At 45.2% G+C, this 6,791-nt stretch carries 7 protein-coding genes and 1 pseudogene; 5 read left to right on the top strand and 3 right to left on the bottom strand.

The window, feature by feature from the left end; translation table 11 throughout:
* Positions 1 to 174, top strand: a pseudogene (locus tag BT112_RS16150) (IS5/IS1182 family transposase); the annotation flags it as partial.
* 6 nt (positions 175 to 180) lie between these two features.
* Here the strand turns inward: BT112_RS16150 and BT112_RS16145 are convergent.
* Entirely contained in the window at positions 181 to 369 is a 189-nt protein-coding gene (locus BT112_RS16145) for a hypothetical protein (protein ID WP_072318415.1), read from the bottom strand.
* A 129-nt stretch (positions 370 to 498) separates the two neighbouring features.
* Here BT112_RS16145 and BT112_RS16140 point away from each other — a divergent pair, with 129 nt between their 5' ends.
* Entirely contained in the window at positions 499 to 885 is a 387-nt protein-coding gene (locus BT112_RS16140; RefSeq protein WP_072318414.1) for a pyrophosphohydrolase domain-containing protein, read from the top strand.
* Between the two features lie 69 nt (positions 886 to 954).
* On the opposite strand, the gene BT112_RS16135 is transcribed toward BT112_RS16140, so the two are convergent.
* The gene (locus tag BT112_RS16135) at positions 955 to 2,025 is read right to left on the bottom strand and encodes a branched-chain amino acid aminotransferase (protein ID WP_072318413.1); all 1,071 of its coding nucleotides are present in this window, start codon (positions 2,023 to 2,025) and stop codon (positions 955 to 957) included.
* Between the two features lie 127 nt (positions 2,026 to 2,152).
* On the opposite strand from BT112_RS16135, the gene BT112_RS16130 reads away from it, so the two are divergent.
* Together BT112_RS16130 and mnmD are read left to right on the top strand one after the other, a co-directional pair.
* On the top strand, positions 2,153 to 2,647 hold the full coding sequence (locus BT112_RS16130) for a DUF4920 domain-containing protein (RefSeq protein WP_072318412.1): 495 nt from the start codon (positions 2,153 to 2,155) through the stop codon (positions 2,645 to 2,647).
* Between the two features lie 29 nt (positions 2,648 to 2,676).
* A complete protein-coding gene (gene mnmD, locus BT112_RS16125) occupies positions 2,677 to 3,339 on the top strand; it encodes a tRNA (5-methylaminomethyl-2-thiouridine)(34)-methyltransferase MnmC2 (RefSeq protein ID WP_072318411.1) in 663 nt (220 codons plus the stop codon).
* Between the two features lie 9 nt (positions 3,340 to 3,348).
* Here mnmD and mgtE read toward each other — a convergent pair whose 3' ends face one another.
* Positions 3,349 to 4,728: a magnesium transporter gene (mgtE, locus tag BT112_RS16120; RefSeq protein WP_072318410.1), complete on the bottom strand. Its 1,380-nt coding sequence runs from the start codon at positions 4,726 to 4,728 to the stop codon at positions 3,349 to 3,351.
* 301 nt (positions 4,729 to 5,029) lie between these two features.
* Here mgtE and BT112_RS16115 point away from each other — a divergent pair, with 301 nt between their 5' ends.
* Positions 5,030 to 6,787: an aromatic amino acid hydroxylase gene (locus tag BT112_RS16115; RefSeq protein WP_072318409.1), complete on the top strand. Its 1,758-nt coding sequence runs from the start codon at positions 5,030 to 5,032 to the stop codon at positions 6,785 to 6,787.
* Positions 6,788 to 6,791 lie beyond the last annotated feature (4 nt).

The following is a 6,791-nucleotide window of genomic DNA, read 5'->3' as shown; positions in this document are numbered from 1 at the left end:
GAAAAATTATATGAAGAACGATATGCCATTGAGAGAACAAACGCATGGATGGATAGCTATCGATCTCTGCTCAACAGGTTCGATACTACCACAACAAGCTGGAAGGGATTTAATTATCTCGCTTTTATGGCTATTGCACTAAAAAAATTCTATAAACCTAAAAAGTTTAGATGACCTCATTTAGGATTTTACCCACGATTTTAAGAGGAGTAGGATGATAAGAAAGAAAATAAAGCCTATTAGTATTTTTATGCTTCCTCCGTATTGCCTGGCATGCAGTCTTTTATCTTTTTTGTAGCTGAAATAGATAATAGTGACAAAGGCAATGATAAAAAAAATGGTAAATACGAGTTGTCCTGTTGTGAACATATATTTATTTTTAGGCAAAAATAACCATTTTTTATAGCCGGGGCACGCTTATTTTCAGAAGATATCATGTATTATCGGGGATAAGATCAAGGCGCGGGCACACAATTATAAAAATTAAACATAAGAATAATGAAAAGAAAACTCGAAGCAGTAGCCGAATTTCACGAAGCGTTCGGGCTGGGGGTAGCCGAAAATCCACGGGCAGACATAGGGAGCCGGAAGATCGACCTGAGATTTAACCTGATGGCCGAAGAAAATGAAGAATATCTGGAAGCTGCTAAAAATAATGATCTTGTAGAAGTTGCTGATGCATTGGGAGATATGCTATACATCCTTTGCGGGACAATACTGGAGCACGGAATGCAGCATAAGATCGAAGAGGTATTCGAAGAGATACAGCGGAGCAATATGAGTAAGCTCGGAACGGATGGCAAACCGATATACCGGGAAGACGGTAAAGTTATGAAAGGTCCGGATTATTTTAAGCCGGACATTGCCAAAATACTGGAGCAATAAAAAAACAGGTTGCGATATCCAAAGATTTTGTCGCAACCTGTATGATATTTTGTGTCGAAAAAGAGGTTCTTATCTAACCTCATAACGCCATCCGAAAGGATCTTCGGCGCGGTTATACTGAATATCAATAATGGCCTTTTTTATCATGGAAGCATAGGAATCGGAAGATTTTGGAAGTTCAAATTTATCTTCTTTATATCCGAATCCTGCTACGGGATTGATAACCGCAGCGGTACCACTACCGAATATTTCTTTTAGTGTTCCCGATTTTGCAGCAGCTACGATCTCTTCTACTTTTACCGGTCTTACTTCTACCGTAATGCCATTGGCTTCTGCCACAGCGATAACACTTTTACGGGTTACACCATCCAGTATCCTGTCGCTGGTAGGGGCAGTTAGCAGTTTGTCGCCGATACGAAAGAAAACATTCATAGTACCTGCCTCTTCCAGGTATTCATGCGTATTGGAGTCTGTCCATATTACTTGCTGATACCCTTCTTTATTGGCCAGGTTCGTAGGATAAAACTGGGCACCGTAGTTGGCAGCAGCTTTTGCGGCTCCTATTCCCCCTGATGCGGACCGGCTGTAATGGTCAGCTATTTTTACGCGTACCTCACCTCCGTAATAGGATTGTGCGGGAGAGCAGATGATAACAAATTTATATTGTCCTGAAGGAGATGCCATAACACTGGGTTCGGTGGCAATGACAAACGGACGGATATAGAGTGAATTTCCTTCTCCTTTTCGAATCCATTTTTCATCGAGCTTCAGGAGTGTTTTTAAACCTTCGAAGAAGTAATCTTCCGGAAATTCGGGCATGGCCATACGTACGGAAGATTTGTTGATCCTGTTGAAATTTTCATCGGGGCGAAAAAGCCAGATGCCGTCCTTGTCATCCCTGTAGGCTTTCATACCTTCAAAAACGGCCTGAGCGTAGTGAAACACACGGGCAGAAGGATCGAGGACAAGAGGCTGGTAGGGAATAATTTCTGGAGTTCCCCAGCTGCCGTTTACATAATCACACACAAACATATGATCGGTGAAAACACTTCCGAAAGTAAGGTGATCAAAATCTACTTTTTCTATTTTCGAACTGTCCGCTTTTTTAATTTTAATAGGAGTAACTTCTTCTGTCTTCATGGTCAAATAAATTTTATAGCTAAAGTAATTAAATAAATACGTATTCGGAATTAAAAAAACACATAAAATTCATTTATTTTGTTAGCGTGAAACCGCATTCGTAATAAAAAAACAAAAAAACAGAAATATGAAATCAACCGTCGTTAATTTTCTGGCTATCCTGTTCCTTTTGGTTACGGGAAGCTGCAAAAAAGAGGTGCGTAGAGAAGCCGCAGAACCGGAGGCATATACTTCTTACGGAGATTCCGTAACTCTTGCCGGGTACTGGAGTACAGAGCAAATGAATCGTAAGTTCACCCGTATGGATAAGACCGATACCATTCCGGTGAAGTTTACGGCTACGATCCTGGAAGTGTGTCCTAAAAAAGGATGCTGGATGAAAGTGAAACTCGATGAAGATCGTCAGGCGATGGTCCGCTTTAAGGATTACGGTTTTTTTGTGCCTAAGGATGCCACCGGAGAAGTTGTGATCGAAGGAAAGGCTTATGTGGAAGAGATGCCGGTAAAAGATGCTCGTCACTATGCGGAAGATGCAGGAAAAACCGAAGAAGAAATAGCGATGATTACCGAGCCGGAGCTTACCTATGCTATAGAAGCTACGGGTGTACTTATCAGGGAATAATTTTCCGGATCTAAACTTATAAAGTCGTTTTGAAAAGAAAGATCGTAAAAACCGCGGACGGTTCTACTACCATACATCTGGAGGAGTGGGACGAGCACTATCATTCGGTACACGGAGCTATTCAGGAAGCCTACCATGTTTTTATAAAAAACGGACTGGACCTGGTCGGTGAAGACCGGGCTTCCGTCCTGGAAATAGGTTTTGGTACGGGACTCAATGCTTTTATAACCTATATCGAAGCTTCCGGCCGGGGGGGGAAACTGGAGTACACTGGTGTAGAAGCCTATCCGGTTTCGGCAGAAGAACTGGAGCAGCTCAATTATGTCCGGGAGCTCGGTGCGGAGACACAGACTGCCGTGTTCGAAAAAATGCATCGGGTACCCTGGGGTGGGTTTCACGAAATAGCTGAGGGGTTCTCACTTCGAAAAAGACAGCAGTCTTTCGCGGAAATAGATGATCAAAATGACTTTGATCTTATTTATTTCGATGCTTTCGGCCCGAGGGTACAACCCGAGCTATGGACCGAGGAGATTTTTGCAAAGATGTACGATGCCTTGAAACAAGGAGGTGTGCTGGTCACGTATTCGGCCAAAGGTAGTGTCCGGAGGGCTATGCAGGCCGTAGGTTTCGAGGTCGAACGTCTGCCCGGTCCTCCGGGAAAAAGAGAAATGTTACGTGCCCGTAAGCTGTAAGCGGAAGCATTACAACGCAAAAAACATAGTGGTTACCCCAAAATAGATCAGCAATCCGGTAATGTCCACAATGGTTGTGATAGCCGGACTTGCGGCAACAGCCGGATCTCCTCCCAGCCTTTTAACGAGTATGGGAAGCCCTGCACCTATAATCGTAGCGGTGATGACCTGGATAGACAAAGCCAGGGCAATGGCAAAAGCAATCCTGCTCAGGCTGTACAGGGCGGGGATAGGAGTTTCCCAGCTCAGAAAGAGCACTTTTGCGAAGGCGAGTACCCCCAGGCAAATGGCCAGTAATAAAGAAATCTTGGCCTCTTTCCACAAGATCTTTAACCAATCTTTTGCCGAGATCTGTCCGAGGGCCATAGCACGTACCACAACAGTGGCTGCCTGGCTTCCGGAGTTTCCCCCGGTATCGGCAACCATGGGCATATACAGGGCGAGAATAATAAAATTCTCGAGGGTGCTTTCGTAACCGTGTATGATAAGTCCTGAAAGGATACCTAATGCAGCGAGGGTAATAATCCACACTGCCCGTTTTTTAAAATGTTTCCAGCTGGATGTAGCCATATAATCGAGTTCATCCTTGTCCGGCATTATCCCCATGAATTTTTCCATATCTTCGGTCTGTTCCGCCCTGATGATTTCAAGGGCTTCATCGTGGGTGACAATTCCGGCCAGTTGGTGGTCTGCATTGAGCACAGGAAGGGCAACCAGGTCATATTTTTCTATTTTCTGAGCAACGCTCTCCCGGTCCTCCTCGGCATACACAAAGATGAATTCGCGGTGTACCACCTCGCTCACTTTAACTGAGGGTTCTGCCATGATCAGGTCTTTAAGTGTAATAAAACCTTGCATGGTCTGATTATCGTTGACAACATAGATGTAATATACTGTTCTTTTGGAAGGTGCATCACTTCTTACTTTTTCCATGGCCTGGGCACAGGTCATATTTTGTTGTACCGTAGCAAAATCCGTACTCATGATGCCGCCGGCGGTTTCCGGCGGATATGCACTTAGTTGTATTACATCTTCCCGTACCGTCTTGGATAAAAAAGGGAGTATTGCGGTTTGTTCCTGCGGTTCGAAATGCGGAAAAAGATCGGCTCGGTTCTCAGAGGGCATATTTTCGAAAATCAGCGCAAATCTTCTTGTTTTTGAAGCGTGGAACAGTGCCATCTGACTCTGGATCGGGAAGTCCGATACAATAGCGCCCTGTTGTTTGGGAGAGAAGCAGGAAAGTATCCGGAGTTGTTGATGTTCATCGATGAGTAAGAGTAGTTCGCTTACTTCAATGACAGGCATTTTTTTCAGTTCAGGAGTTACGGCGATGAGTTGGTCGATGTGTCGGAACTCCCGGAAGAGCTTTGGAAGCTGTGAGGTCATCATACTTTTTCGTATTGTGTACCATATTGCTGCAGCACACGATACCGAAAAAGCAGTACATGGCTAAGGCAGGAAAACGATACGGTTTAAATGTTCGGGACCGGCGTCCATGTTTGCTATTATTTTTAATTCGGTTGCAAAAGTAATTGCTTTTTCCGTATAAAAAGTAAAATAGAACCTTATAAAAAGATTAAATTTCAGGGAGATTTTTCACTCCGCAGATATCGGGGGCAATTCCGGGGTGCCTTTCATTAAGATTGCTTCCCTTTTTCGTACATTTGGGTAAACCGAAAACGATACAGATATGACTCCGGTATATGAAAGCAACCCCGTGCTGGATAAACTTCCCGCACATCTGAAGCAATTTATAAAACCGCAGAATTATGCGGATTATTCTGCCATCAATCAGGCGGTCTGGCGCTATGTGATGCGGAAAAATGTAGATTATCTCAGTAGGGTGGCTCATTCATCTTACCTGGACGGATTGAAACAAACCGGAATATCCATAGAGAGTATCCCTAATATGTACGGGATGAATCGTATTCTGCAGGAAATAGGCTGGGCTGCGGTAGCGGTCGATGGTTTTATTCCTCCAGCTGCTTTTATGGAGTTTCAGGCATACAACGTATTGGTCATCGCATCGGACATCCGCCAGCTCGAGCATATAGAATATACCCCGGCCCCTGATATCATTCACGAAGGAGCCGGCCATGCCCCCATCATCGCCAATCCGGAATATGCCGAATATCTGAGAAGGTTCGGGGAAATAGGATGTAAAGCCATATCGAGCGCGAAAGATTATGAAATGTACGAGGCCATCAGGCACTTATCTATTATAAAGGAAGCTCCGGGGACACCTGCTCAGGAAATCGAGGAGGCCGAGCACCGGGTAGAGGAGTTACAGCAGTCCATGGGAGTGCCCAGCGAAATGGCCCTGATACGAAACCTGCATTGGTGGACGGTCGAATACGGGCTTATCGGTACGGTAGAACACCCGAGGATTTACGGAGCGGGCCTTCTGTCGTCTATAGGAGAAAGTGCCTGGTGTATGACCGATAAAGTAGAAAAGCTTCCCTATACCATAGAAGCCGCCTACCGTGAGTTTGATATTACCAAACCGCAGCCTCAACTGTATGTAACCCCCGATTTTGCCCATCTTAGCCAGGTGCTTGAAGAATTTGCAAATACTATGGGACTCCGTAAAGGCGGGCTCGAAAGTGTGGAAAAACTGATCACTTCCGGGGCATTGGGGACTGTAGAACTGAGTACAGGGATACAGATATCCGGAATCTTTACCGAGGTCAAATCTCATGACGGAAAACCCGTATACCTGAAGACCACAGGACAGACGGCACTGGCATACCGGGAAAAAGAACTGGTGGGGCATGGGGAGCGGTATCATGCCGAAGGTTTCGGAAGCCCGGTGGGGAAATTAAAAGGGATTAACCTGGCTATAGAAGACATGAGTCCTCGTGATCTCAAAGCTTATAACATTTATGAAGACAAAACCGTAACCCTGGAATTCGAGGGCGGGGTCAGGGTAACCGGAGAGATCATTACCGGAACCCGGAACCTGCAGGGGAAAATTATACTGATCAGCTTCAGGAACTGTACGGTAACCTATGAAGGCGAGGTACTCTTTAAACCTGCATGGGGAATTTACGATATGGCCGTTGGGAAGAAGGTTGTTTCGGCTTTTTCCGGTCCGGCAGATGTCAAAAGTTTCGATCTCATTACTCATGTTCCTTCCGAACAGACGATCCGGGTGAAGAAAACAGAAGAAGAACGTGCCCTGGAAGCTTTGTATCAGAAGGTGAGAGATATCCGGAACGGTAAGGAGATCACTACCGTGATCCCCGCTATTTTTGAAAGTCTCAAAAAAAATTACCCCAACGATTGGTTGCTTGCTGTGGAATTATACGAACTTGTCCAGGATACGGGCGATGATACCCTGGCCGCAGAAATTAGGACATACCTTGAGGCCCTGGGATCACATCTGCCCGGGGTGGCACATCTTATCGATGGCGGTATCGGTCTGGTTGATGATAATCTGGTCCGGTAACGCC

It is taken from the genome of Sinomicrobium oceani, from assembly GCF_900119185.1.
In the GTDB taxonomy this organism is placed as follows: domain Bacteria; phylum Bacteroidota; class Bacteroidia; order Flavobacteriales; family Flavobacteriaceae; genus Sinomicrobium; species Sinomicrobium oceani.
This window is presented reverse-complemented; position numbering and strand designations above follow the sequence as displayed.

Coding starts and splice junctions, on each gene's coding strand:
- BT112_RS16145 (WP_072318415.1), bottom strand. CDS start 369: ATGTTCACAACAGGACAACTCGTATTTACCATTTTTTTTATCATTGCC.
- BT112_RS16140 (WP_072318414.1), top strand. CDS start 499: ATGAAAAGAAAACTCGAAGCAGTAGCCGAATTTCACGAAGCGTTCGGG.
- BT112_RS16135 (WP_072318413.1), bottom strand. CDS start 2,025: ATGAAGACAGAAGAAGTTACTCCTATTAAAATTAAAAAAGCGGACAGT.
- BT112_RS16130 (WP_072318412.1), top strand. CDS start 2,153: ATGAAATCAACCGTCGTTAATTTTCTGGCTATCCTGTTCCTTTTGGTT.
- mgtE (WP_072318410.1), bottom strand. CDS start 4,728: ATGATGACCTCACAGCTTCCAAAGCTCTTCCGGGAGTTCCGACACATC.
- BT112_RS16115 (WP_072318409.1), top strand. CDS start 5,030: ATGACTCCGGTATATGAAAGCAACCCCGTGCTGGATAAACTTCCCGCA.